Genomic DNA, 21,463 nt, shown 5'->3' with positions numbered 1-21,463 from the left:
TGCAAGCAAAATCTTTCCAAAAGGGTGCTTTGGGAGCCGTTAACTATCGGCATTCGCCTCGGCGCGGGATTTGCCCGATACATCCATCGCCAGCGTTGCCGCCATGAACCCGTCAAGCGCGCCGTCCAGAACGCCCTGACTGTCCGATGTTTCGTGGCCCGTGCGCAAGTCCTTCACCATCTGGTAGGGGTGCAGGACATAAGACCGGATCTGGTTGCCCCAGCCCGCATCGCCCTTGGCATCATGGGCGGCTTCAATCGCTTCTGTGCGTTTGCGCAACTCCATTTCATACAGCCGCGATTTCAGCGCGTTCATCGCAATCTCGCGGTTCTGGTGCTGCGATTTCTGGCTGGATGTGGTGACAATGCCGGTGGGAATATGCGTGATCCGCACGGCCGAGTCGGTGGTGTTGACGTGCTGGCCACCCGCCCCCGATGACCGATAGGTGTCGATGCGGATGTCAGACGGGTTGATGTCGATTTCGATATTGTCATCGACCACAGGATAGACCCAGACCGAGCTGAAGGAGGTGTGACGCCGCGCAGACCCGTCAAAAGGCGAGATGCGCACCAGACGGTGAACACCAGATTCCGATTTCAGCCAGCCATAGGCATTATGCCCGCTGATTTTATAGGCGACAGACCGGATACCCGCTTCTTCGCCCGCACTTTCCGACATCATCTCGACAGTGTAGCCCTTTTTCTCGGCCCAGCGGACATACATACGCGCCAGCATCGATGCCCAGTCGCAGCTTTCCGTGCCGCCCGCGCCTGCGTTGATTTCCAAGAACGTATCATTCGAATCGGCCTCGCCGTTCAGCAGCGCTTCCAGCTCTTTCGCGGCGGCCACCTTGCCCAGCTTTGCCAATTCGGCCTCTGCCTCGGCGATGACTTCCGCATCGCCCTCTGCCTCGCCCAGTTCGATCAGGCCCATCTGGTCTTCCAGCTCTTGCGAGATGGAGCGGTGCGTTTCCAGCGCATCCGACAGCATGCGCCGGTCGCGCATCAGCGCTTGCGCGCGCGCGGGATCGTTCCACAGATCGGGGTCTTCGGTCATCGCATCGAATTCTTCCAGCCTGTGGGGTGCCGTCTCGATATCCATTCGCTGGCCCAGCAGGGCCAGAGATTTGCGGATCGCCTCAATCGTGCTGAGCGTCTCGGAGCGCATAGTCATTCACCATAGGTCTGGATGTATTCTGGCCGTGCATAGCGTGGCACGGCACAAGGGGCAAGCGGCTGCGCCGTGGCAGGCATGGTCAGACGGGGCCTTAGTACAATCCGCCGGTCGAGACTGAGCCAAGACTTGCTGGCGCAGAGACAGAGCCGCCGCGCCCTGCATCTTCGCGTTGCAGCGCCTCATAGCTTTCGCCGGGTGCAAAGATCGGCAGGTCTGATCCCAGCGAAAAGCCCCCGTCAATTACTGCGGCCAGACCGAAGATCGGCTCGACCCCTTCGCGGAAGAATTCGGAAATGACATTCGGGCCGGTTGCGTTATCGGCCAGACGCGCGCCGCTGTCGCGGTCGATTTTCAGGAAATAGCCACCCTCTGGCACGCGGAAGCGGCCACCGCCGTATTTCTTGACGGCTTCTTGCATGAATTCATTGAACACAGGCCCGCACATGGTGCCGCCCCCTGCCCCGCGCCCCAGCGGGCGCGGCTGGTCATAGCCGATATAGCAGCCCGCCACGATGTTAGAGGTGTAGCCGACAAACCAGACATCGCGCGCCTCGTTGGTGGTGCCGGTCTTGCCTGCGGCAGGCACAGGCAGGTTGACAGTGCGCGCCGCCGTGCCGCGCTGGACCACGCCTTCCATCATCGAGGTGAGCTGGTAGGCCGTGACCGCATCCATCACCCGCGCGCGGCGCGAGGCGATCCATGGGCTGCGCCCTGCGGGCAAGGCGCGTTCTTCGCAATCCACGCAATTGCGCTGGTCGTGGCGGTAAACCGTCTCGCCCCAGCGGTCTTGCACGCGGTCTACCAAAGTGGGTTCCACCCGCTCGCCCCCGTTGGCAAACATGGCGTAAGCCGCGACCATCCGGAACAATGTCGTTTCCTGCGACCCGAGCGAGGCTGCAAGAAATTGCTGCGCGCGATCGTACACACCGAAGCGTTCAGCATAGCCGCCGACAACATCCATTCCGATTTCCTGCGCCAGTCGCACCGTCATCAGGTTGCGCGACATCTCGATCCCGCGGCGCACTGGTGTGGGGCCGTAGAACTGGTTCGAGGCATTGGTGGGCCGCCAGATGCCTTGGGGGGTGTTCACCTCTATCGGGGCATCCACAATGATGGTGGCAGGGGTGAACCCCGAATCCAGGGCCGCCGCGTAGACAAATGGCTTATAGGCCGATCCGGGCTGGCGCTGCGCCTGTGTTGCCCGGTTGAAGACAGAGTGTTCGTAAGAAAAGCCGCCCTGCATGGAAATCACGCGGCCCGTGTTCACATCCATTGCCATGAACCCGCCCTGCACTTGCGGTATCTGGCGCAAGGACCAGCGGATATGGCTGCCATCGCTGTCTGATGTGACGCGGCGCACATAGACCACATCGCCCACATTCAGATTGTCCGACAGCGACCCGCGCGCCCATGAAATATCCGAGCGCTCGACCACATGGGGGGCGTGGTAATCTGCGTCAACCGCCTCGATCCCCAGCCGCGCGGTATCGGCGCTGACATCCAGCACCACCGCCGGATACCATCTGTTCCCCAAGGTCACGTCGCGCGCCAGTTCCAACTCTGCAAGGGCAGTGCGCCACAGGTCTTCGCTTTGCAGCAATTCCGGCGCAATGGTTTGACCCGAGGTGCGCAACCGTCCCAGCCCGCGATCATATTGTTCCAGCGCGCGTTGCAGGGCGTGGGCTGCATGGACCTGCATCTCTGGGTCGATGGTAGCGCGGATCGACAGGCCGCCTGCGAAAAACTCGTCTTCGCCAAAGCTGCTGGACAGTTGGCGGCGCACCTCATCCGTGAAGTAATCGCGCGAGGGCATGTTGGCGCGCGCGCTCTCGAAATCGCCCGATTGCACAGTCAGCAAGGGCAAAGCGCGCGCGGCATCATGTTCGGCCTGCGAAATGAAGCCGTTGCGCAGCATTTCCCCCAGCACATAGTTGCGGCGCGATACCACGCGGTCGCGGTTGCGCACAGGGTGATAGCTGGAGGGCGCTTGCGGCAAGGCCGCCAGAAACGCCGCTTCATGCAGATCCAGCCCGTCCAGCGTCTTGTTGAAATAGGTCTGGGCGGCGGCAGTCACGCCATAAGAATTCTGGCCAAGGAAAATCTCGTTCAGGTAGAGTTCAAGGATCTGGTCCTTGGTCAAGGTGCCCTCGACCCGGCTGGCAAGGATCAATTCCTTGATCTTACGCTCTCCCGTGCGGTCACCAGACAGCAGAAAGTTTTTCATGACCTGCTGCGTGATGGTGGAGGCACCGCGCACATTCTCGCCCCGAGAGGCAATCGCCTCGTACCCCGCGACTGCGATGGCGCGCGCGTCAAATCCGGTATGGATATAGAAATTGCGGTCTTCGGCAGCGATGAAGGCGTTTTTCACCTGCTCTGGAATATCGTCAATCGGGGTGAACAAGCGCCGCTCCAGCGCGAATTCGTCAATCAAACGCCCTTCGCCGGAATAAATCCGGCTGATCGAAGGCGGCGCATAGCTGGCAAGTTGTTCATGGCTGGGCAGGTCTTGGCTATAATACCAAAACACGCCCCCAATGGCCAGCACACCGACAAACACGGCGGTTATGGCGAAGCTGAACAGCCCGCCAAAGAAAGAGAGAATCGCTCGGAGCACTGAATACCTCGTATGAACACTTGACGGACTATAATGGCTTCTGTGCCATAGGTCAAAAACACGGCGCAGCACAACGCCGTGACACTTCAGCGCCTGCGCAAGCCTTGCAACGCCATGTCGCGTTCGTGCCAGAGTTCCAGCGAGTCCGCCAGCGCCTCGGCCATGCGCAGGGTCCAGTCGGGATCGCGCAGATTGGCCAAGTCACGGGGGCTGGACATAAAGCCCAGCTCGACCAGCGCAGAGGGCATATCGACCGCGCGCAGCACGGTAAATGCGCCGGACTGAATGGGCCTGCGGTGCAACCGCAACCCCGCAGCCCCGACCCCCTCTACCAGCGACTCTGCCAGATCGCGCGCGCGCGGCGCAGTATCTTGCCACGCAACCGACATCAGCACACGCGCAATCTCGTCTGTATTGCCTGTCAGATCGACCCCCGCCAGCATATCGGCGCGGTCATGGCGTTCGGCCAGATAGGCGGCGGAATCGTCGCTTGCCGTGTCGCCCAGCAGATAGATGACAGCCCCGGATGCCAGACCTTCGGGCAAAGCATCGGCATGAAGCGACAAGAACACATCCGCCTGCGCGGCGCGGGCGGCCCTGATCCGGCCATCAAGCGACACGAACACATCTTCGTCCCGCGTCATCGCCACATCAAACAGCCCGCGCCGCACCAGCACTTCGCGCAACTGCCGCGCAAAGGTCAGAACCAGATCCGCCTCGCGGATGCCACCGCGTTCCGCACCCGGATCAAGGCCGCCATGGCCGGGGTCCAGCATCACCACAGGTTTGCGCCGCGCCACAGGGGCCGCTGGTGCCGGTGCCGCTTCGGGGTGCAGGAATGCGCCACCGCTTAACACGGCGAAGCGCCCCTCATCCTGCGCCGCGCGCTCGAAGGCGTCCAGATCCATCCGGACAAGCTGCACCGAAATAACGGCCTGCCCTGTGCTGGCATCAATGCGTTGCTCGGAACTGGCAAGGCCGAAAGGCGCCCCCATATCCAGTACCAGACGCGACCAGCCGTCAGGCAACTGGCCCTGACGCAAGGCCCTGACATGGCTGCGCGGCACCTGCGCGCCCAGATCGACCCCCGCCCAATCCAAAGTGTTGAAATCCATCACCAGCCGTGGCGGCCCTGCCAGCACCCGCAGCCGGTACGGCACAGGCTGACTTATCACCAGTTCAAGGCTGAGTGCGTTTTGACTGGCGCGGATGGCGCTGCCCGTTTCCAACACGCGCGCCTGCGCGCCCAGCCCGTTTTGCGCGCCCCCCGTTTGGGCAGACAGCAGAATCAGCACCACGACTCCAGACATCACCCACAGCGCATGCTGCCACCCTGCCCTGATACGCACAACACACCTTCTCTGACCCAACAGCGTTTCCCTTACACACCACACCCGCAGCAGAAAACCATGCGGCACCAAAATAAACTTCAGAAAAGCAATCACTTTTGTGAAATTGCACATTGTCATGGCTGAAAGGGTTGATTCCCGCTCACGCACAAGCTTTATAAGGCGCAACATATACCGGCTGCCGACCCATCGGCCAAGGCGGTGCCAAGGTAGATACAGGAGCTTTCAAATGACTTTGCCGCTGACTGACTCTGCGCTGATCGGAACCTGCCTTGCAGCCTCCGCACTCGGGCTTATTGTTCTGACTTCCTCTGGTAGCAACGGGCAGACCACGGATGTGGGCGAGCAGGCACCGGCTGCGCAGGTCGAGGCACAAACCACACCGCAGGAAGATGTCTTGGCCCAGCTTGGCGCAAGCCCCGCCCCCGAGACAGTGCGTGTGGATGCCGAATTCGGCGAACAGGTGCGCAGCTACCTGCTGCAAAACCCCGAAGTGATTTTTGAAGCCGTCGCCGCCTTTGAGCAGCGCAGTGCCCAAGCGCAGGCCGATATGGACCGCGCCATCCTTGATGCAAATGTGGAAGCCCTGTTCAATGACCCGAATTCATGGGTAGGCGGCAACCCCGAAGGCGACATCGCATTGGTCGAATTTCTGGATTATCGCTGCGGTTTTTGCAAACGCGCGCATGACGAACTGCTGGAACTGCTGGAAGCCGATTCCGGTATCCGCCTGATCGTCAAGGAATTCCCGATCCTTGGGCCGGAATCAGAGCTGGCATCGCGCTTTGCCATTGCCACACTGCGCCTTGGCGGGGATGACATGTATCAGCAGGTGAATGACACGCTGATCCGCCATGACGGGCCGGTTACACCGGAATATCTGGACGAACTGGCACAGGTGCTGGGGCTGGAGTTTGACGCGGTCGTGGCTGAAATGGAAAGCGAAGCCGTCAGCACCATACTGGCCGAAAACCGCGCTTTGGCGCAGCGCTTGCAAATTAGCGGAACACCCACTTTCGTCATGGAGACAGAGATGATCCGTGGCTATGTGGAAGCCGATGTGCTGCTTGAACTGGCCGAGTCGCTGCGGAACTGAGCCTAGACGCAACAGCACTGCCCTATGCCCATCTGTGCGACAGATGGGCATTTTCTTTTGGGGTATCGCCTCGAAAACTCCCTCGCCCTGCCAGTCGCGCACCGGCGGGGATACCCCCATGTCAGGCCAAATGCCGTTCAAACCACCGGCACCTTATTTTCTTTGTGCTTGACCTTGTCGTGCATTGCTATGAGTTTGCGCAAAAGCCAGAGCAGGACAGCCACGCACATGACCGGCCACACGCCCCCTTTTGCCGCCTTTGAATGGATGATCGCATGGCGGTATCTGCGCGCGCGCCGTGCCGAAGGTGGCGTCAGTGCCATGACCATCATCTCTTTTCTGGGCATCATGCTGGCCGTATTCGCGCTGATTGCAACCTTGTCGGTGCGCTCGGGGTTTCGGGCAGAGTTTGTTGACACCATCCTTGGCGCGAATGCGCATGTCACGATCTATTCCTCGGTCCATGTCGATGACAGCGGCCGCACAAGCCGCATTATCGACGATTACGAAGAGATGGCAGAACGCCTGTCCGCCGTGCGCGGGGTTACTCGGGTTGCGCCCCTGATCCGTGGTCAGGTCATGGCCTCGGCGCATGGGCGTAACACAGGGGTCGAGGTTTTCGGCATCTCGCAAGAGAACCTGCTGACCATCCCGCGCATTGCCGACCCCGAGGCAGCCTTGGGCGATATTTCCCGCTTCAATGACGGGGTTGCCATAGGCTCTGGTGTGGCGCGTGAACTCAATATCTCGCTGGGCGACTCGATCCGCGTTATCTCGCCAGATGGCGCGCGCACAGCCTTTGGCACCAGCCCGCGCATTTCGGCCTATGAGGTGGTCTATATCTTCACCGCAGGGCGCTATGACATTGACCGGACGCGGCTATATATGCCCTTTGGCGAAGCGCAGACCTATTTCAACCGCGACGGTGTTGCCGATGAAATGGAAGTCATGGTCGCCAATCCCGACCAGATCGACACCATGCGCATGGACCTGTTGCGCGCGGGCGGGGAGCGCGCAATGCTCTGGACATGGCGCGACAGCGCGGGCGCATTCCTGCGCGCGCTGGATGTGGAAGATAACGTCATGTTCGTGATCCTGTCGATCCTTGTGCTGATCGCCGCGATGAATATCATCTCGGGGCTGATCATGCTGGTCAAGAACAAGGGCCGCGACATCGGCATCCTGCGCACAATGGGGCTAAGCGAAGGGTCGGTTTTGCGGGTGTTCTTCATCTGCGGGGCCAGTGTGGGGGTTTTGGGCACGATTACAGGCGTCATTCTGGGCTGCCTGTTCGCGCTGTATATCGACCCGATTTTCAGTCTGGTGAATTATGTCTCTGGCGGGGGGGTCTGGGACCCGTCGATCCGTGGCATCTATAACCTACCGGCGGAATTGCGGCTGGCGGATGTGCTGAAAGCGGTCGGGCTGTCGCTGTCGCTGTCTTTCATCGTGACGATTTTCCCCGCGCGCCGCGCCGCGCGGATGAACCCTGTAGAGGCGTTGCGCTATGAATGACTGTGCCCTGTCGCTTCAATCCATTTCAAAAACCTACAACGCGGGAAAACCGAACGAGGTGCAGGTCCTGCGCGAGGCGTCGCTGCGTATCGACCGCGGCGAGATTGTCGCGCTGGTGGCCCCGTCCGGTGCGGGTAAATCCACGCTTTTGCATATTGCTGGGCTTCTGGACACGCCCGATTCCGGCTCGGTTCTGATAGACGATGCCGATATGACACGGCTGGGCGACCGCGCGCGCACAGCCGCGCGGCGCGGTCAGGTGGGGTTTGTCTACCAGTTCCACCATCTGCTGCCGGAATTCACCGCGCTGGAAAACGTGGTTCTGCCGCAACTTGCCAATGCGGTTCCTGCCAGCAAAGCGGAAAGCCGCGCGCGCGACCTGCTGGCGCGCGTGGGGATCGAGGCGCGCGCCGAGCATCGCCCCGCCGCCCTATCGGGCGGCGAGCAGCAGCGCGTGGCCTTCTGCCGTGCGCTGGCCAATGAACCCAGCCTGCTTCTGGCCGATGAACCGACCGGCAATCTGGACCCAGCCACCTCGGATCAGGTTTTTGCAGCCCTTATGGCGCTGGTGCGCGACACAGGGCTGTCCGCGCTGATTGCCACGCATAATATGGAACTTGCGCGCCGCATGGACCGTGTTGTCCGCCTGCAAGACGGGCAGATCACCGCCGCCTGAGTGCGGGGACTTACCCTTGCAGATGTCGTAATCCTTGCGTCACATCGGTGCGCAAGGCCAAGCGCAGCGCCGCATCATCGCCTGCGCGCAGCGCTTCCAGTATCAGCCGGTGATGGGGCGGCGCTGTGGTGCGGCGCAGCCGCGTATAGAGCGCGCGCATGGTGGGGCCAAGCTGTAGCCACACAGTTTCCAACAACCCCAGCATGGCAGGGCTTTGGGCGCGCAAATATAATGTGCGGTGAAATTCCAGATTGGTTCGGATATATTCCACAGGGTCTTGCCGGTGGATCGCGCGGGCATTGGCCTCGTTTATCGTTTCCATCCGGTCGATCAGCGCCAGATGCGCGCGCCGCAGCGCGCGGCTGCCCAATTCGGGTTCCAGCAACGCGCGGATCTGGGCCAGTTCCTCGATCCGGTCATTGGTCAGTTCCGGCGTTGTCACCCGCCCCGAGGCTGACAGCGACAGCGCCCCTTCGGCCGTCAGGCGGCGCAGCGCTTCGCGCGCAGGCGTCATGCTGACGCCAAAAGCCTTGCCAATGCCGCGCAAGGTCAGTGCCTGACCGGGCGGCAATTCGCCATGCATGACCTGCTGGCGCAGCCCCCGATACACGCGGTCATGTGCCGCCTGCGTGGGCTGCTCGGTTAGAATACCAGGTCGGTTTGTCAAATCGCGCATCGCAAATGCTGGCCATAAATTTAGGGATTGGTCAATTCCCTTCCGCATGCATAGCGCCGCCTAAGACCAAAGTTCATGCGACCAAAGCCTTCTTTCACAACGCGCCCCGATCGCCTACCCTGCATCACCACACATATTGCCCAGAAAGGTCACGCCATGCAGATGTCCGATGAACGCCAGATCGCGGCCCCGCCCGCAACTGTCTGGACAGCCCTGTTTGATCCAGACGTGCTGAAAGCCTGCGTTCCCGGTTGTCAGGAACTCAGCGGTTCGGCCTCTGAGGGGTATGAGGCCGTGGTCGTGCAAAAAGTTGGCCCTGTGAAAGCCACGTTCAAAGGCATCGTGACGATGAAGGACGTGATTGAGGGGGAAAGCTGCACCTTGTCGGGCGAAGGCAAGGGCGGTGCGGCAGGCTTTGCCAAAGGGGACGCCCATGTGCGCCTGACCCCTGCCGAGAATGGCGGCACATTGCTGAGTTATGAGGTGGATGCCAAGGTCGGTGGCAAGCTGGCACAGCTTGGCAGCCGCATCGTAGACGGGTTTGCGCGCCGCATGGCAGGCGAGTTTTTCGACAGGTTTCAGGCAGAAATCGAAGGGCCACCCCCTGCGGAGGGCCAGGAAACCACCCCCCCCGCCGAAGCCACGCCCCCACCCCCCGACGAGGCGCCACAAAAGAAAAGCTGGATCAAGCGGGTCTTAGGCTGAATACTTGCATCAGCCCCCATGCATCGGTAAACATTTATTACCAATTTTAGGGGGAGAGCCTGCATGCCCGTCATCACCAATATCGAGGATCTGCGCCGTATCTATGAACGGCGCACCCCGCGTATGTTCTATGACTACGCGGAATCGGGCAGTTGGACGGAACAAACCTTTCGAGAGAACACCTCAGACTTCTCGCATATCCGCCTGAAACAGCGCGTCGCGGTCGATATGTCGGGCCGGTCCACCAAGTCGCAGATGATTGGCGAAGATGTTGCCATGCCTGTAGCGCTTGCCCCTGTCGGGCTGACAGGCATGCAATCCGCCGATGGCGAGATCAAGGCGGCGCGCGCCGCCGAGAAATTCGGCGTGCCCTACACTTTGTCCACCATGTCGATCTGCTCGATCGAGGATGTGGCGGCACATACAACAAAGCCTTTCTGGTTTCAGGTTTACACGCTGAAAGATGATGATTTCATGCGCCGCCTGTTCGAACGCGCGCATGAAGCCAAGTGTTCTGCCATTGTGGTTACGGTTGATCTGCAAGTGCTGGGCCAGCGCCATAAAGATTTGAAAAACGGCCTGTCCGCGCCGCCCAAGCTGACCGCGAAATCCATCGCCAATATGATGACAAAAATCCCTTGGGGGCTGGAGATGCTGGGCACCAAGCGCCGCTTCTTCGGCAATATCGTGGGCCATGCCAAAGGCGTCAGCGACCCCTCCTCGCTGTCCACATGGACCGCCGAGGCCTTTGACCCAGCGCTGAACTGGGACCGGATCGCGCAGTTCAAGGAATGGTGGGGCGGCAAGGTCATCGTCAAGGGGATCATGGAGCCGGAAGATGCCCGCCGCGCCGCAGATATTGGTGCAGATGCGATTGTCGTGTCCAACCACGGGGGCCGCCAACTGGATGGCGCTGTCAGTTCAATCCGTATGCTGCCCTCGATTGTCGATGCAGTGGGCAAGGATGTCGAAATCCACCTCGATAGCGGCATCCGCACAGGACAGGATGTGCTGAAGGCTTTGGCCTTGGGGGCGAAAGGCACCTATATCGGGCGCGCCTATACCTACGGCTTGGGCGCGATGGGCCAAGCAGGCGTCACCAAGGCGCTGGAAGTCATCCACAAGGAACTCGACGTCACCATGGCGCTGTGCGGCGAGACCGATGTCAAAAACCTTGGGCCACAAAACCTGTATGTTCCAAAGGGCTACGGTGACCCAACTGTAAAGTTGTAACCGCTTCCCCCCCCCCGCGCCAGCACATATGCAGGCGCGGGGGCACTACACGCACCCCGGCCCACGCCGGCGCGCTCATGCCACGAATTTTCTGAAAACTTGGCGCACCGTGGCGGTAGAAGATGAGAACTGGAAAGTTGTTTTGAATCGGTAGGTTGGCGTTCATTGACATTAGCTTTTGGGGGGCCAAGTTAGGTACACCTCCCAAATCTCTTTGTGCTTCTCTATCATACATTTATTATAAGCATAAAATCTAAACTGTGCCCCTAGAGCGCCCAAATATTGAACCGCCATGGCCCCAAGGCTGCGATAGGCCCCAAGTACCGGTTGATCTGCGCCGCTCATCGGCAGGGCGGGCAAGTAGTTCGCGCGCCGTCCTGCGACATTCGCCATTTGCCCAATGGGCAAAAGTGTCATGGCGTCAGAACCAGAGGCGAACAGCGCCTCCAACCATGGGCCAGGGCGTTGGGCGAACAAATCCACTGCAATCAGGCGCGCAATCGGGTAATTCTGACGGTAATGGTAGGCAGCACAGTCGGTCAGGATTGCTTCTGACAAATGCCCCAGATCCTCGCCCAGATACCTTGTATTGTGCGAATGCCACACGTCGAGCAAAGCAGGCAGAAGGCTTGCTGGACCATAGCGGTGGAGATAGGCCATCAAACATAACTCACCCAGGAATGCACAGACCTCACGCGCCAAGGGTGGCATTTTGTTGCTTTGCGAAAGATTGATCTGCAGTGCGTGCGAAACTTCATGCATCAGGTGCATCAAGCTCTCGGCATCATTCTTCCAAGCCATACTCACGGTTGGATAGCGGCCGTGGCCATGGTCGATGACGTGGGGTGGTTGGCTGTCATCGGTTGGGACGGCAAACACAATTTCGGCGAGCGCTGCTTTGACTGAAGCACTTTCATGAAACGCGCCAAGCACAGCGGGCTGAACGATCGCAAGGAAAGCCGCGTGCTGATCGTCGCTGGCATTCCGTCCTATGTCAGGGATTTCTGGCATAGGAAAAGCTGGCATCGCCCGTAGTTCCGACACGCGATAGGCAGAGATTATGTCCTGAAGAAATTCATGGTTTAGTCCGTGTAGCGCCAGTCATTCCGAAACCTGATACAAGGTAATTTTCACTCAAAATTTGTCTTGTTCAAAACGCCCAAAGGTTGTGCGAAAGTTTTTGCAGAACTGTCAAGGCACAATCTTCACCAAGAATTTACATTATAACTTTCATATATTTGATTTTAACTTCCACTCGCCCGCCAAAAAAATAGGATTGTAAACAAACAATAAAAAGTTATACCGTTGACTTCATGTTGGTTTCCCGGCTGTCGTCGCCAGTTTTTCTGACGTTAACCCTGATTATTTCGAACATTTCATTTCCGCTTTGAGTTGCATGCATGACCCGTTTCCGAACATGGTTGACTGTGGGGGCGATAGGCTTCACGGGCCTTGCCTTGTTGGCGTACCAAACGAGCGTATCGATCAACGCGATCGCTTTCCACATCACCCCCACCGACACGACAGGCCGCGCCGAGGTGATCTTGCGCATTGCGCGCCCCTTTGACCCCGATGAGCAGGTGGGGCTCGCGCATTACGCCGAGCATCTGGCGTGGTACAGCGCCATTGGCGAGGATGCCCGAGGGCCTGACCGGCATTCGGGCGCGTGGACCAGCCACCGTGCGGTTTTCTACAGCCTGTCAGGCAAGCCCGAAGACCTGCCCCAACTGACCGCGACGCTGGCGCGGGTCTTTGATCCGATTACGCTTGAGGCGCGCTTTGCCGAAGAAGAGCGCGAGATCATCCAGCGCGAATATCAGGCCATGTTTGCCAATGATATCAGCCGCCGCGCGGATGAGGCGCTCTCGGCCGTGCTGCATGAGGGCACGCTCTTGGCCTCTTCGGTCATCGGAACGCCTGCGCAGATTCATGCGCTGGACTATGACGCCGCGCGCGTCTGGCACCGTGCGACACACCGACCAGAAAACGCCGTGTTCATCTTTCGCGGCGATGTCGGGCGCTTGCAGATCTGGCGCGCGCTGATCGGCTTGCGGCTGGAGCGCGGGCATTCGGACCCTGTGACGTTTCATTATCAGATGGGGCCAGAGATCACGCATCTGGTGGATTTCCCCGATGACAGCGCCGCACCGCGCATGATCTGGCGGCGGGTGGTAGTGCTGGACGCGCCCATCCAGTTCGATCTGCTGGAAGCGCGGCTGGACCATCTGCGCGCCATGCTCGACACCAATTTGCCCGGCGGGCTGGCAGGGCCGTTGCGCTTTGATGCCCGCATCGCACGCGAATTCCGGATCGATCTCTATCCGATAGACGCCCAGCATATCGAGCTGCGTTTTCACGCCAGCCCCGATACAGGCACCAGCCTGCCAGAGCTGCGCGCCGCGTTTGAGGCCACGCTGGCCGATATTGCCGCCAGTGGAATCCCTGCGCCGACATACCAGCGCGTCATGGCACGAATGGACCGCTATTGGCCCGACTGGGGCGACCATGACAAAACCCGCCGCTGGATGGCCGATTACACAACTGATCGTGTTTTGGCGCTGCGCGAGCCACAATCCAAGCGCGTGCTGCAAGAGATCCCGCCACAAATCACCCGCGAAAGCCTGAACACCCTTCTTGCCGCGCTGCCCCAAAGCGGTCGCACGGCCATTGCCTTCATTGCCCCACAGGAGTTTTTGGAATGATCCGTTTTGCCCTTGCCCTGCCGCTAGTCTTTGGCCTGTCATTTTGCGACAGCGACCAGCAGCCCACAGCCTCGGACCATACCAGCCCGAATGGCATGCCCTACCGCCTGATCCAGATGCCGGGCAATGAGTATGCCGCCATTATTGCCGCATGGCCCCATGACTGGATCTGGGCCGAGGGCCGCAACCCGGCCACATCATATATTGGGGCACAGCTTATCCTCGCTGGCGGGGCCGAGGGCTATCCGGCAGGTGAGGTGGTAGAGCGGTTTGCCGATATGGATGCCAATGGCGAATTGCCTGTCACGGCTGACCACCTTTACGGCATGCTTGCCGCCAAGAAAGGTGACTGGCCAGAGGCTATCGCCATCGCCAATGCCCATCTGGCCCGGCCCAGTTTTGACCCCGACTGGTTCGCCCGCATTCGCACAGGCTTCGCCCAGAACATGGCAGAGGCGCAATCCCAGCCCACGCAACAGGGATTTGACGCCTTGCGTTGGGCGATCATCGGGGATCACCCGCTGCGCGCCATGTTGTCGCTTGATGACGCAGAAGCCTTCGCAAACCTGTCGCTGGAGGATCTGCGTGCCTGGCACAGTGCCACTGTCACCGCACAGCCCGAGGCAGTGGTGATCACTGGCGACATCACGCCCGAGCAAGCTGGCGCAGGGCTTGACGCACTTCTGGCCGGGCTGCCGGAAGGGGAGTCTCAGATGCGCGCGATCGTGCTGGACTATCACCCGCGCCAGATCCTGTTGCACCTGCCGGATAGCGAAGATGCGCATCTGACCTTCATCGCGCCCCTGCCTGCCACGCGCCTCGGCGGGGATCTGGAAGACCTGATCCTTGCCACGGCGCTTGGCGGCGGAGAGGACAGCGTGCTGTTTGCCTCTGTGCGCGACGGGCTGCGCGCCAGCTACAGCTTCAACGCCGGACTCGGCAATTACACACGCGAAAACCGCTTTCTGTTCATGACTGGCGCTCTGGAGGCTGCCAAACTGGCCGATGCCGTGGATGTGGTGCGCGATGCTTACGCGGGCTTTCGTGACAAAGGCCCTGACGGGGATATCAAGGACCGCGTTGCGCCGCTGCGGGAGTCATTTGAGCAAACGCGCAACTACGTCATGAATCAGGGCCATATGGAGCTGGAAACGACTTTGGACGCGTTCGCCACCGGCCATTCGCTAACCATGCTGGAGATGCTCAATAGCCTGCCCGCCACCGACCTGCGCAACCGCCTGCAAGGCCACTGGCCCGAGGCGCAGGATTTCGTGATCATGGCCGTATCACCTGACGCAGATGCCCTGCCTGGCGCTTGTGTCATCACCCGTCCGGAAGACGCGAAGGATTGCTGAGATGATGCAGGCAAAAACCGGCGCTTTTGTCTTCATCCGCGCCCTGGCGCTGGTCTGACAGTATCGCAGTTTCGCGCTGCGGGTCTGCCTGCCGATCTATCTGCTGGCCTTCGCCATCGACACATGGATACGCGTGCAGGTCATGGGTGAAATCACGCGCGGCCCGCTGCAATGGCATACGAATGATCCCTATGTCGGAGCGCCTGAAAATGGGGCGTCGCTGTCACAGATCCTGACCATCTGGGCAGTTTGGATCTCAAGCCTGATCACAATCGCAATCCTCTGGCACCGTCATGTTCTGGACGCGCATGGGGTTGGGCCAATCGCACCTTTGGGGTTGCGCCAGCCCTTGGCCTATCTGGGCAAATTACTGGGCGCATGGAGTTTGATCATAATCCCATTTGGCCTGATCTCCGGCATTGCGCTGGCTATCATCATGCCGGGCCTCTTCCATAGCGTCGAAAGCGCAGCCAGCTTTTCGCCCGCTGGGATTGCGATCTTCACCGCGCTCGGCATCGTCATGGGCTGGGGAATTATGCGCCTCAGCCTTGCGCTGCCGGAAACCGCAATCGGGCAACCCGGCTCAATCTTTGAGAGTTGGCGCAAGACATCCCCACTTTCCGGCGCTTTGTGGATTACAGCTGCGCTCGAGATGGGTTTGTTTACCGCCATCTCGTATCTGGGCGACACTGTGGCAGCGCTTGACATTCGTCTGGCCTATCTAGTCGAAAACCTCGGATGGTTCATCCCTGCCATTGTCGGGATTGCCATCCTGACCCTGCTCTATGAGCATCTGTATCACGGACGCCCTCTGCGCGATGACGGAGCATCATCTGAATAGATCGTCATCCGCCAGATCCAGAACGGCCTGTGCAACTGTCATGTGGCGGTCGGTCGTGCCAGCGTCGGGCAGGCCCATCGCGGCCTCGGCCTGACGCAGCACGGCGCAAATCACCTCGCGTCCGTTGCCATTCACAGCAGCCGAATAGGCGCGCATCAGGTAACTGTCATACTCATCCGCCATGGCTTCGCCCTCCTGCCATGCCGCGCACAGGCCCAGCGGATCCCAAAGGTGAAAGCCGATGTCGCGCAGAGCGGGCAGCAGATGGCGCATATCGGGCCTGTTCATCTGCGCCCCACGATATGGAAATCATGGATGACCCCATCAGGCATGCGCGCCAGCACTTCAGTGGCGTCTGCGACCGGCCCTGCCTCACAGCGCGCGACCACATCGGGGGCAGGTCCGGCGTCTCTGTTGCGGAAGTGATGCATCAGACCCAGCCGAGAAAGTCCCAGCCCTTCGCCAAGCACAATCATCAGCGTAATCCAATAGGCTGCATCCTCTTTCGGATGAGAACGCGGGGGGCGGTCGCGGTGCTTGTCGGCCATGGCGCGCGCGATCCGCGCCTCGGACCAGCCCTTGCGGCGGTAGCGCGCCAGATCGGCAGCGCGCGCCGCGTCAGGGTCGGTGCTGTGCCACAGCGCATTGCCAAGAAACGTGCCGCAGTCACAAGGCGGGCGGAGAAGCAGATATTCCCGCTCATCCCGTGCCAGATGCGGGCGAAGGCTGGGGGTATCGTCGCGCTCGGCACGGCGGGCGCAGCCGCGCTGGTCCAGCGTGGCGAGGATGGCGTTGATGCGCGCAAGATCATCGCTCGCCGCGATCAGTGTGATGAAGGTACACATCGCATCACCCCCCGCGCCAATGTCGTTCAAGCCAGCGGCTGACGCGCAGGCCGATGACGATGGCAATGGCCAGCCCCAACCCATTGCGCAGGTCGCGGGCGAGGCTGTCTTCTGGCAGGGGGATCAGCCGAGCGAGGCCGAAGAGAATGACCCATGTGAAAAGCCCCGTCAGCACCATGACGACCCCAATATCCAGCACAAAGCGCGGGATTTTTCTGTCCAGATTGCTCATGTCACTTGATCCCAGAGCGCAATTCTATCTGTCGCGCCCATCAGGATCGCCATGAGCACGGTATTCCAGCCCTCTGGCGTGCTTGAGTTGGTCACGCCGAAACGATGCTCAAGTTTGGCCAGCATATCCGGTTCAGGGTCCCAAGTGCTACACCGAAACGTAACATCGCGGGGCAATTCGACCAGAGCCACGCTCTGCGCAAGTAGACGCACGGCAAAGGGTGTATGCCAGACAAGGATCGGCTGGCGATAGCGCTTCGGCGCCGCACGCAGCTGATCCGGGCTCGCAGGCTGATCTGTGACCAGAGTGCTGATATCGAGCAGAACAGTGCCCATCCGGTCACTGCCGACATAAATCGCATGGCCGAACCGCCCATCGGGCAAATCAAAAGCAAAGCCGTGACCGGGCTTGATGCCGGTGCGCTTGGTCAACCTCTGGGACAGGATATCAAGCCCCTTGCCGCCGTCCTCGGGGTCTTCGCCTAGCCATTCCCCATGCCCGTCATAGTCGACGCCATGGACCGTAGCGAGGGCTTTGATCCGTGCGATGGCGTCATCAAAGTCGTCTTCCGCGCCAAGCTCTTCGCGCAGGACAAGCCCGCCGCTGATGTCACGGCTGGTCAGCCCATCGCCTTAATCTCACGATGCAAACGACGTGCTGACAGGCCTGGAAAGGCTTCAAGCCGATCTGACAAATATGATTGAAATCGCTCAGCCAGCCGGGCGCCTGGTTCTCGTGGTCCATAGATCGGCGCCTCAAGGCCCCGATCCAGATACTTCCTGACCGTCTTGCGGTCCAACCCTGTCTGTCGCGCAATCGCACTGACACCAAGGCCTTGTCGCTTCAATTCCAAGATCACAACGATCTCCCTCAGTCTAACCACCTGCAAGCCTTTCCCTTGGCATTCACAGGGGGAATTATGCGCGACTGATGTTCAGGGGGGCATGCCCCCCTGAACATCAGCGTCTGCGCGAAACTGGGGAAATTTCATCCAGCGCTTTTGGGGAGATTACATCCAGCACTCACATTCAGCGGCACCAGCGTCAGCCCCGCGGCATCCTGCGCGTAGCTGTCCCAGGCTGGCGTGGCACCCTTGGCGTGGTAGAACATGTCGCCACGCTTTAAGACGAAGTTATGCTCGTTCCAGATGCGCGCGCACGCCTCAGCGCGCGTGGCCTCGACCACGACCTGATGCAGCGCGTTATGGTTGGCCTTGGTCCAGCGGCGCAAGAGTTGCAGTGCGTCCCAATAGGCCAGCCCCTCGTTACTATCGGCCGGGATCCATGCTTTCTGCTTCAGCGTCGCGGGGGAAAGCGCCTTGCGGAAACTCTCGGCTACTTGCATTCCCGCCTTATACAGCAACCCGCCCGGCCCGCGCGAGCCGTGATGCGTGACCATCGCCACGCGCGCCGAGGCGACCGAGCGCGATCTTGACCGCAAAACCGGTTTCAACACGGATGCCCAAGCCGCCTATCTGCGCTTCGCCGCCGACCCGAACACGCTTTGGCCCGGCAATCTACGCGATCTGCGCGCCTCGGCCCACCGCATGGCGACGCTCGCCGAACGAGGACGCATCACCCTGCCGATGGTGCAGGCCGAAATCTCGCGCTTGCGCGCACAATGGGCCGCCGCGCGCCAGGATGCTGACGCAGCCCTTCTGGCGGATGTCCTGCAGGACCCGGATGCGCTGGACGAATTCGACCGCGTACAACTGGCCGCTGTACTGCGCGCTTGCCGTGAGTGCACCAGTCTGTCGGCAGCAGGGCGTCGACTGTTTGCAACCTCGCGCCAAGGCAAGGCCAGCCAAAATGACGCTGACAGGCTGCGCAAATATCTGGGGCGTTTCGGGCTGGATTGGGTAAAAATCCAGATATGCTGACTTGCCTCCCGACATGTCCGTCAACACAAAAAACATGCGAAATAAAATATGGCGCGCCGTGGCGGTAGAAGATGAGAACTGGAAAGTGGTCTTGATGCGGTACGTGAGATTGCAGAAATTTGGTTGAGTGCCACCCAGCTGCGAGATCATCGCCGAGAAGGTCGACTTGCCTCGAGCCGCCCGAAATCGGCCGAGAGCGAAAACCCCGAGCTGGTCGACCGCGACGACGAGATCCCGTTCTGAGAACGGGGTCTCCCCCTCGGGCCCGGCGGGGAAACCAGCCGGGTTTCCCCGGCTCTAACCGAACCGGACCTTTCTGATTGGCGCGGCAGCTTCTAACTCTTGCGCCGGAAACCACTAATGCTGCGTGACGAATAAATGTCTGGCGTGCGGAACCTGCTGGTTTTTTGGCAGATTGGTCAACTGCAAACACTGGGCTTTATCTTCCAACCGGGAACTGTAAAGCTTCCGAGGAAGGCACGTGGCCGGATGGCCCGATTGGGGCGCTTGGATTTTGCGAACAATAAGGCGGATCGGCCCTTCTTGACTGGAGCGTACGGTTGGTTATCAACTTGTTAACTTCATTGGAGGAAGCTTTGTTTGAATTTCTCCTATGCGCAGGCTCCCATGATCGTCGATCAACACATCTACAGAAAAGCCTTTCAGGAATACCTGAGAAAAGGCACGCCGATTATGTGGTCGATCAAGCAAGAGCGACCAACAACGCATTACATCTGGCGAACATGCCGCGACGGCAAAGTCCGCTCATCCCATGTAGAACGGGAAGGACAGGTTTTCTCATGGGATGACCCGCCTGAAGGTGGGCATCCAGGCGAAGACTACAACTGCCGTTGCACAGCTGGGCCATTTTTTGATGAAGTGTCTGAGTATATTGAACTTTCTATAGACGGGATTGGCACAAAGTCAGGTTGGGACAACAACGACTTCGTAAACCATTATTTCAATGGACGAGGGCGGGGTGTCACTCTCCCCGAGATTGGGCATAGCCGTAAGATTATAGAAGCGTTCATTGACCTTCGCGGAGAAGCAATCAAACAGCAAACTGCTCGTGCTGCCAGAACTTCACGTTCGGGCAGTGTTTCCTACAATTTCGTGAACACCTACGACATGACGGGCGTGGTGTTTGCCATCGCCGATACGACGATAGGAGGGTCGTTTTCTGGACAAAGCTCCGAGAAAAACGGCATCCTAACGATTGAAGGTGATTTAGATTTCTATCTGGATGACGAATTCACCGATCCCTTGGATATTGGGATCGAGGTTGACGATTACAGCCCCGGCAGCATCTTGTACGATAACATTCACAAGCCATTGCATGACGACCTACGTGGACGGGTCGGCTTGCCATCCAATGGTCGTCAGCGATTGGGCGTTCGCGAAGGTGTGCCTTACTCCATAACAGGCCAGTGGTCGGGAAGCTTGGAAGGTCAGATTTATGCTGATCCAGCTAGAATTCGATATAGATAATGCACAAGATTCTTGTTGCGCTACTGACTATCTCATTAGGTCTTCTGAGCCTTGTGGGCATCCCTGTCTTCACCTTGGCAGGTTTGTATTCACTTAAATTCGGGGACTGTGTCCGTCTTCCCAATGGCACTGAAATTGGATATGAAGCCTATATCGATTTCAGTCGCCCGTACTTCAAACCTGTCATAGTAATTCGGGAACCCGATGGACGTGCCATCGGCCAGGAAGTTTTTCCGATTCATATCACCGAAAAGGCAGTATTTGGCTCAGCTTGGATTAAGTATGAGAACGCAAGCCCGGATTTTCAATTTATCTGGACGCAAGAAACAGGCGTGGTCAAAGAAATCGAAAAGCCAGACCTGTATCACACGCTGTCACAAGATCTTGGGGAAACTTACTTTGGTGCCTCAAAAGATATGAACGTCAATACTCTATGGATTTTCAACCAACTAAAAAAACAAGGCCGATTTATAAGCGACCAGTGTTACACGAAGTTGTTTACTTGGTGAATTTCTCGCTATTACGTAATTTTTTCGGCAGAACTGTGAAGCCTCTGTTAGGGGCGTTTTGTGATCAATGTCAGGTCTGCTTGTACCTGATCGTCGCCAGAGACAATCTGCTATTCACTTTTGACTGGCGTGCGACCGGTTTGTCCGCAAGGAGGCGGTTCGTGGCGTCAGTCCCGAACGTCTGCAATCGAGGCATGGTTTCAAGAGTGAGAGCAGGGTTGGTTCCTTTGCGACGGGTTGAGGGCTGGGAGAGTGGCTCCCTGCGCCCGTCGCGGGAGATAGCCGATGGGCGTTGTAGAAGTTCTGGATCCGGTACAGCCGACGCGGGCTGGTGGCGGATCGGTGGATGTGAGCCGGGGTGAGCGGAACGGGCGGGTGTCGTCCGATTTTTTCAGCCGGCCCGATGACGCGCGGTATCTGTCGCTCGACGATCTCTGGCCTAATGTGCAGGGCAGCCCCATAGAGCGGCCCGGAATTGCCCCTGCAAACGCGCACCACAAACAAACAGGTCTCGCGCAGGAGACACATGAAAAAATATGCGAAATAAAAGTAAGCATCCGCCGAGGGCC

Annotated in this window: 21 protein-coding genes and 3 pseudogenes; 13 read left to right on the top strand and 11 right to left on the bottom strand. The window is 59.3% G+C overall.

All coding sequences use genetic code 11. The features are described from left to right. Positions 1 to 39: 39 nt before the first annotated feature. The 3 genes from prfB to BG455_RS08755 all read right to left on the bottom strand — a co-directional run bounded on the left by prfB (position 40) and on the right by BG455_RS08755 (position 5,088). Complete coding sequence (gene prfB / locus BG455_RS08765) at positions 40 to 1,167, bottom strand: peptide chain release factor 2 (RefSeq protein WP_071469618.1); 1,128 nt, start codon at positions 1,165 to 1,167, stop codon at positions 40 to 42. Positions 1,168 to 1,267: 100 nt separating this feature from the next. After that, entirely contained in the window at positions 1,268 to 3,793 is a 2,526-nt protein-coding gene (locus BG455_RS08760; protein ID WP_071469617.1) for a penicillin-binding protein 1A, read from the bottom strand. 86 nt (positions 3,794 to 3,879) lie between these two features. Then, the gene (locus BG455_RS08755) at positions 3,880 to 5,088 is read right to left on the bottom strand and encodes an N-acetylmuramoyl-L-alanine amidase (protein WP_245735504.1); all 1,209 of its coding nucleotides are present in this window, start codon (positions 5,086 to 5,088) and stop codon (positions 3,880 to 3,882) included. A gap of 283 nt (positions 5,089 to 5,371) precedes the next feature. Between BG455_RS08755 and BG455_RS08750 the strand changes: the two genes are divergently transcribed. The 3 genes from BG455_RS08750 (at position 5,372) to BG455_RS08740 (ending at position 8,429) form a co-directional block, all read left to right on the top strand. Then, positions 5,372 to 6,238 carry a DsbA family protein gene (locus BG455_RS08750; RefSeq protein WP_084386217.1) on the top strand — a complete coding sequence of 289 codons (867 nt, stop codon included), beginning with the start codon at positions 5,372 to 5,374 and terminating at the stop codon, positions 6,236 to 6,238. 228 nt (positions 6,239 to 6,466) lie between these two features. Continuing rightward, positions 6,467 to 7,753: a lipoprotein-releasing ABC transporter permease subunit gene (locus BG455_RS08745; RefSeq protein ID WP_071469616.1), complete on the top strand. Its 1,287-nt coding sequence runs from the start codon at positions 6,467 to 6,469 to the stop codon at positions 7,751 to 7,753. Beyond that, complete coding sequence (locus tag BG455_RS08740; RefSeq protein ID WP_071469615.1) at positions 7,746 to 8,429, top strand: ABC transporter ATP-binding protein; 684 nt, start codon at positions 7,746 to 7,748, stop codon at positions 8,427 to 8,429. The genes BG455_RS08745 and BG455_RS08740 overlap by 8 nt, the downstream gene beginning before the upstream one ends. A gap of 10 nt (positions 8,430 to 8,439) precedes the next feature. On the opposite strand, the gene BG455_RS08735 is transcribed toward BG455_RS08740, so the two are convergent. Then, complete coding sequence (locus tag BG455_RS08735) at positions 8,440 to 9,105, bottom strand: GntR family transcriptional regulator (protein ID WP_071469739.1); 666 nt, start codon at positions 9,103 to 9,105, stop codon at positions 8,440 to 8,442. Between the two features lie 156 nt (positions 9,106 to 9,261). Between BG455_RS08735 and BG455_RS08730 the strand changes: the two genes are divergently transcribed. Beyond that, positions 9,262 to 9,810, top strand: coding sequence for an SRPBCC family protein (locus tag BG455_RS08730; RefSeq protein ID WP_071469614.1), 549 nt, complete (start codon positions 9,262 to 9,264; stop codon positions 9,808 to 9,810). A gap of 63 nt (positions 9,811 to 9,873) precedes the next feature. Then, complete coding sequence (locus tag BG455_RS08725; protein ID WP_071469613.1) at positions 9,874 to 11,043, top strand: alpha-hydroxy acid oxidase; 1,170 nt, start codon at positions 9,874 to 9,876, stop codon at positions 11,041 to 11,043. Positions 11,044 to 11,214: 171 nt separating this feature from the next. Here the strand turns inward: BG455_RS08725 and BG455_RS08720 are convergent, their stop codons facing one another. Beyond that, positions 11,215 to 12,054: a hypothetical protein gene (locus tag BG455_RS08720; protein WP_071469612.1), complete on the bottom strand. Its 840-nt coding sequence runs from the start codon at positions 12,052 to 12,054 to the stop codon at positions 11,215 to 11,217. Positions 12,055 to 12,443: 389 nt separating this feature from the next. Here BG455_RS08720 and BG455_RS08715 point away from each other — a divergent pair, with 389 nt between their 5' ends. The 3 genes from BG455_RS08715 (at position 12,444) to BG455_RS08705 (ending at position 15,941) form a co-directional block, all read left to right on the top strand. Next, positions 12,444 to 13,745, top strand: coding sequence for an insulinase family protein (locus tag BG455_RS08715; protein WP_084386216.1), 1,302 nt, complete (start codon positions 12,444 to 12,446; stop codon positions 13,743 to 13,745). Then, a complete protein-coding gene (locus tag BG455_RS08710; RefSeq protein WP_071469610.1) occupies positions 13,742 to 15,100 on the top strand; it encodes a M16 family metallopeptidase in 1,359 nt (452 codons plus the stop codon). The genes BG455_RS08715 and BG455_RS08710 overlap by 4 nt, the downstream gene beginning before the upstream one ends. A 142-nt stretch (positions 15,101 to 15,242) precedes the next feature. Next, positions 15,243 to 15,941 carry a hypothetical protein gene (locus tag BG455_RS08705; RefSeq protein WP_071469609.1) on the top strand — a complete coding sequence of 233 codons (699 nt, stop codon included), beginning with the start codon at positions 15,243 to 15,245 and terminating at the stop codon, positions 15,939 to 15,941. Here the strand turns inward: BG455_RS08705 and BG455_RS08700 are convergent. The 6 genes and pseudogenes from BG455_RS08700 to BG455_RS08680 form a co-directional block, all read right to left on the bottom strand. Then, positions 15,930 to 16,229 (bottom strand): hypothetical protein, encoded by a 300-nt coding sequence (locus BG455_RS08700; RefSeq protein ID WP_111361268.1) that lies wholly within the window; start codon positions 16,227 to 16,229, stop codon positions 15,930 to 15,932. The two genes, BG455_RS08705 and BG455_RS08700, sit on opposite strands and share 12 nt — an antisense overlap. Continuing rightward, complete coding sequence (locus BG455_RS08695; protein WP_071469607.1) at positions 16,226 to 16,816, bottom strand: hypothetical protein; 591 nt, start codon at positions 16,814 to 16,816, stop codon at positions 16,226 to 16,228. The genes BG455_RS08700 and BG455_RS08695 overlap by 4 nt, the downstream gene beginning before the upstream one ends. Continuing rightward, on the bottom strand, positions 16,791 to 17,018 hold the full coding sequence (locus BG455_RS08690; RefSeq protein WP_071469606.1) for a hypothetical protein: 228 nt from the start codon (positions 17,016 to 17,018) through the stop codon (positions 16,791 to 16,793). The genes BG455_RS08695 and BG455_RS08690 overlap by 26 nt, the downstream gene beginning before the upstream one ends. Further along, positions 17,015 to 17,449: a hypothetical protein gene (locus BG455_RS08685; RefSeq protein ID WP_071469605.1), complete on the bottom strand. Its 435-nt coding sequence runs from the start codon at positions 17,447 to 17,449 to the stop codon at positions 17,015 to 17,017. Before BG455_RS08685 ends, BG455_RS08690 begins: the two co-directional genes overlap by 4 nt. A 191-nt stretch (positions 17,450 to 17,640) precedes the next feature. Beyond that, positions 17,641 to 17,901: pseudogene (locus BG455_RS17565) on the bottom strand (IS21 family transposase); the annotation flags it as partial. A gap of 104 nt (positions 17,902 to 18,005) precedes the next feature. Continuing rightward, complete coding sequence (locus BG455_RS08680; RefSeq protein WP_111361278.1) at positions 18,006 to 18,416, bottom strand: RtcB family protein; 411 nt, start codon at positions 18,414 to 18,416, stop codon at positions 18,006 to 18,008. Here BG455_RS08680 and BG455_RS17115 point away from each other — a divergent pair. The 5 genes and pseudogenes from BG455_RS17115 to BG455_RS17560 all read left to right on the top strand — a co-directional run. Continuing rightward, entirely contained in the window at positions 18,409 to 18,897 is a 489-nt protein-coding gene (locus BG455_RS17115) for a hypothetical protein (protein ID WP_071469603.1), read from the top strand. The two genes, BG455_RS08680 and BG455_RS17115, sit on opposite strands and share 8 nt — an antisense overlap. Positions 18,898 to 19,036: 139 nt before the next feature. Beyond that, a pseudogene (locus tag BG455_RS17670) lies at positions 19,037 to 19,140 on the top strand (single-stranded DNA-binding protein); the annotation flags it as partial. Between the two features lie 357 nt (positions 19,141 to 19,497). Continuing rightward, positions 19,498 to 20,385 carry a minor capsid protein gene (locus BG455_RS08670; RefSeq protein ID WP_146257654.1) on the top strand — a complete coding sequence of 296 codons (888 nt, stop codon included), beginning with the start codon at positions 19,498 to 19,500 and terminating at the stop codon, positions 20,383 to 20,385. Next, positions 20,385 to 20,894 carry a hypothetical protein gene (locus tag BG455_RS08665; RefSeq protein ID WP_071469601.1) on the top strand — a complete coding sequence of 170 codons (510 nt, stop codon included), beginning with the start codon at positions 20,385 to 20,387 and terminating at the stop codon, positions 20,892 to 20,894. Before BG455_RS08670 ends, BG455_RS08665 begins: the two co-directional genes overlap by 1 nt. Positions 20,895 to 21,179: 285 nt before the next feature. Continuing rightward, positions 21,180 to 21,463 (top strand): annotated as a pseudogene (locus BG455_RS17560) (hypothetical protein); the annotation flags it as partial.

The sequence above is a fragment of the Roseinatronobacter thiooxidans genome, from assembly GCF_001870675.1.
GTDB classification, from domain to species: domain Bacteria; phylum Pseudomonadota; class Alphaproteobacteria; order Rhodobacterales; family Rhodobacteraceae; genus Roseinatronobacter; species Roseinatronobacter thiooxidans.
The sequence above is the reverse complement of the archived record's forward strand: the minus strand, read 5'-3'. Positions and strand labels throughout refer to the sequence as shown.

What these genes read in the sequence shown, in the direction of transcription:
- BG455_RS08735 (WP_071469739.1), bottom strand. Translation starts at nt 9,105, where the DNA reads ATGCGCGATTTGACAAACCGACCTGGTATTCTAACCGAGCAGCCCACG.
- BG455_RS08710 (WP_071469610.1), top strand. Translation starts at nt 13,742, where the DNA reads ATGATCCGTTTTGCCCTTGCCCTGCCGCTAGTCTTTGGCCTGTCATTT.
- BG455_RS08690 (WP_071469606.1), bottom strand. Translation starts at nt 17,018, where the DNA reads ATGAGCAATCTGGACAGAAAAATCCCGCGCTTTGTGCTGGATATTGGG.
- BG455_RS08715 (WP_084386216.1), top strand. Translation starts at nt 12,444, where the DNA reads ATGACCCGTTTCCGAACATGGTTGACTGTGGGGGCGATAGGCTTCACG.
- BG455_RS08730 (WP_071469614.1), top strand. Translation starts at nt 9,262, where the DNA reads ATGCAGATGTCCGATGAACGCCAGATCGCGGCCCCGCCCGCAACTGTC.
- BG455_RS08680 (WP_111361278.1), bottom strand. Translation starts at nt 18,416, where the DNA reads ATGGTCACGCATCACGGCTCGCGCGGGCCGGGCGGGTTGCTGTATAAG.
- BG455_RS08750 (WP_084386217.1), top strand. Translation starts at nt 5,372, where the DNA reads ATGACTTTGCCGCTGACTGACTCTGCGCTGATCGGAACCTGCCTTGCA.
- BG455_RS08745 (WP_071469616.1), top strand. Translation starts at nt 6,467, where the DNA reads ATGACCGGCCACACGCCCCCTTTTGCCGCCTTTGAATGGATGATCGCA.
- BG455_RS08740 (WP_071469615.1), top strand. Translation starts at nt 7,746, where the DNA reads ATGAATGACTGTGCCCTGTCGCTTCAATCCATTTCAAAAACCTACAAC.
- prfB (WP_071469618.1), bottom strand. Translation starts at nt 1,167, where the DNA reads ATGCGCTCCGAGACGCTCAGCACGATTGAGGCGATCCGCAAATCTCTG.
- BG455_RS08725 (WP_071469613.1), top strand. Translation starts at nt 9,874, where the DNA reads ATGCCCGTCATCACCAATATCGAGGATCTGCGCCGTATCTATGAACGG.
- BG455_RS08720 (WP_071469612.1), bottom strand. Translation starts at nt 12,054, where the DNA reads ATGCCAGAAATCCCTGACATAGGACGGAATGCCAGCGACGATCAGCAC.
- BG455_RS08665 (WP_071469601.1), top strand. Translation starts at nt 20,385, where the DNA reads ATGCACAAGATTCTTGTTGCGCTACTGACTATCTCATTAGGTCTTCTG.
- BG455_RS08705 (WP_071469609.1), top strand. Translation starts at nt 15,243, where the DNA reads ATGGGTGAAATCACGCGCGGCCCGCTGCAATGGCATACGAATGATCCC.
- BG455_RS08700 (WP_111361268.1), bottom strand. Translation starts at nt 16,229, where the DNA reads ATGAACAGGCCCGATATGCGCCATCTGCTGCCCGCTCTGCGCGACATC.